Below are 2,210 nucleotides of genomic sequence, written 5' to 3' on the forward strand. Positions count from 1 at the left end.
GCCGGTGATTATGGGTCCCTGCTTTCGCCGGGACGACGACGGAGAATCTACCGTTTCGCGCTGGCCTGCTCGGCCGAGCTCTGCGCGGCCTCGGCGAGCTTTGCCGAAATCTCGGCGGTTTCCGCCGCCGTCCCCCAGCGCGGCGCCTCGCTGCCGTCACCCCAGGCGCGCGGCCGGTAGAAGGTGTGCACGCCGAACTTGTACATCTTCTTCATTTCATGGACCCAGGACGGGCGCACCCAATAGGCGTGGTAATGCGTCGAGCGGTCGACTTCCGGCAGCCACAGCCGGCCGTCGAGCATCGCTTTGGCGATCTTCCGGGCGCGGTCCCACATGTCGGGCTCGCGGATGACGTCCGGATTGTTGTCGCAGGCGAAGGTGAACTGGCAGGCGAGATGGCGGTGCTTGTTCTGGTAGACGACGCCGCATACCGTGTTCGGGTAGAAGCCGGAGAAGGCGCGGTTCAACACCACCTGCGCCACCGCGATCTGGCCGCGCACGGCTTCGCCGCGGGCTTCGAAATAGATCGCTTCCGCCAGGCATTTTTCCGAGCTGGCGCGCGACTTTTCGTCGAACAGGCCGAGCCGTTCGGCCGGCGTCCTGGCGCGCTGATTGTCGGAATTGACCTCGCCCTTCGGCGCGATGCTCTCACCCATCCCGCCGGCGCCGTGCGGTGCGTCGGCCTCGACCGGCAGCGAGGCCATCACCTTCATGTCGGGATCCGGCCGCGCGCCCGGCATGACGATGACGGGCTCTTCGCCGGGCTGCCAGCGCTCGATGCTCTCGGGCGCGCCGAGCGAGCTGCCGAAAAACAGGCTGGAAGTCTTGAAGGAGAACGTCTCGCGCGGCGGCGCCGGATCGAGCGCTATGGCTGGCGCGCCGGCAGCGCGCTTGAGGTCGTCGCGCGGATCGGCTTCGAGCGACATCGACACGTCATATTGCGCCAGCGGCGGCGCGCGCAGCGCCTCCTGAAGTTCGGGATCGAGCGGGGCGGCCGGCGGCGTCGCGGTCGCGGTCTTCGCGCCCATCTCCGACGCATTGGATGTCGATGGATCTTCCGGTGCCGGCGCGACTTCGGCCGGTGGAACCGTCTCCACCGGCGCGGGCGGCGCCACCACCAGCCGGTCGCCCTTCAGCGTGCGGTCGACCCTGGGGAAATCGGCAGCGTGATAGCGCGGCGGCGGCGCAATGATCGGGTTGCGCGTCACCGAGCCGGTGATGTCGATGCCCTGGTTGTCGAGGCTTGCGAGACGATAGGTCGCGGTTTGCGGCGACGCGGTTCCGATCGGACGGCCGAAGCTGAAGGTGGCGAGGTGAATGCCGCCGGCGGCGGCGAACACCCGGTTCTGCCAGCGCTCGGCGACGCCCGGCTGCCGGGCCAGCAGTGACGCGATGTCCTGATATCCGATCTCGGCCGGCATCAATGCGAAGACGCAAAGACCGAGTCCGAAGGACGCCAGACGCGCGCCCTTCGGCTGGTTACGCAACACAAACATCGATACGCCCACGCAACGCTTACAAGAGAGGCGGTCGAACCGCAGTACATCCGTGCAATTCGACCAAATTCGTTGGTATCCAATTTAGGTTGCCGGGGCGTTAACCGGCGTTGCCCGCGCGCTACACGCAAGCGATCGCCGGCGTCTGCGTCGTCGGATCGAGAACGTTGGTAAACGGGCGCTCGATGAAGGTGGTAAATATCCCGTCAACGAACATGATGAAGGAACTTGGCGCGCGAATTTTCGGATGGCGGCCGCGCTATTCCTTCAGCGAAGCCTTGATGGCCAGCAATGCTTTTTTGAGTACCGGCAAATCGTCTTTCACGGCATTCCAGATAATCTGACTGTCAATCCGCTGGTACTCGTGGCGAAGAATGTTTCCTATGCCGGCGATGTCCTTCCAGCGCACATCCTTGTGCCGCAATTTGAGTTCACGGCCAAGATGGCGGCTGGCTTCGGAAATCACCTCAATACCTCGCTCAAGGGCTGACCGTAAAACCCAGGAGCGCTCGTAGTCGCGGAATGTTTTGCCGGCGATGGCTTTTTCGATTCCCCGGATGCTCTCGAGCATGTCATGGATGCGGAGCAAGGAAGACCGGGTCGGCATTAGAAGACCCGCGTAGCCTCAGCTTCGACCCGCTTGCGAATAAGAGGGTGCAGCCCCTTGCGGGTGGTTATATCCACGTCGACGCCCAAGCCTTCCCGCAGCAAACG

At 64.3% G+C, this 2,210-nt stretch carries 2 protein-coding genes; both read right to left on the bottom strand.

All coding sequences use genetic code 11. From position 1 onward, the window contains the following. Positions 1-47 precede the first annotated feature (47 nt). A complete protein-coding gene (locus tag WCE35_RS26370; protein WP_424596243.1) occupies positions 48-1,496 on the bottom strand; it encodes a cell wall hydrolase in 1,449 nt (482 codons plus the stop codon). Between the two features lie 259 nt (positions 1,497-1,755). Further along, positions 1,756-2,067 (bottom strand): DUF86 domain-containing protein, encoded by a 312-nt coding sequence (locus WCE35_RS26375; RefSeq protein ID WP_424596244.1) that lies wholly within the window; start codon positions 2,065-2,067, stop codon positions 1,756-1,758. Positions 2,068-2,210: the final 143 nt, after the last annotated feature.

Origin of the sequence: Bradyrhizobium sp. (assembly GCF_049691595.1) — a bacterium.
GTDB lineage: Bacteria > Pseudomonadota > Alphaproteobacteria > Rhizobiales > Xanthobacteraceae > Bradyrhizobium.

What these genes read in the sequence shown, in the direction of transcription:
- WCE35_RS26370 (WP_424596243.1), bottom strand. Translation starts at nt 1,496, where the DNA reads ATGTTTGTGTTGCGTAACCAGCCGAAGGGCGCGCGTCTGGCGTCCTTC.
- WCE35_RS26375 (WP_424596244.1), bottom strand. Translation starts at nt 2,067, where the DNA reads ATGCTCGAGAGCATCCGGGGAATCGAAAAAGCCATCGCCGGCAAAACA.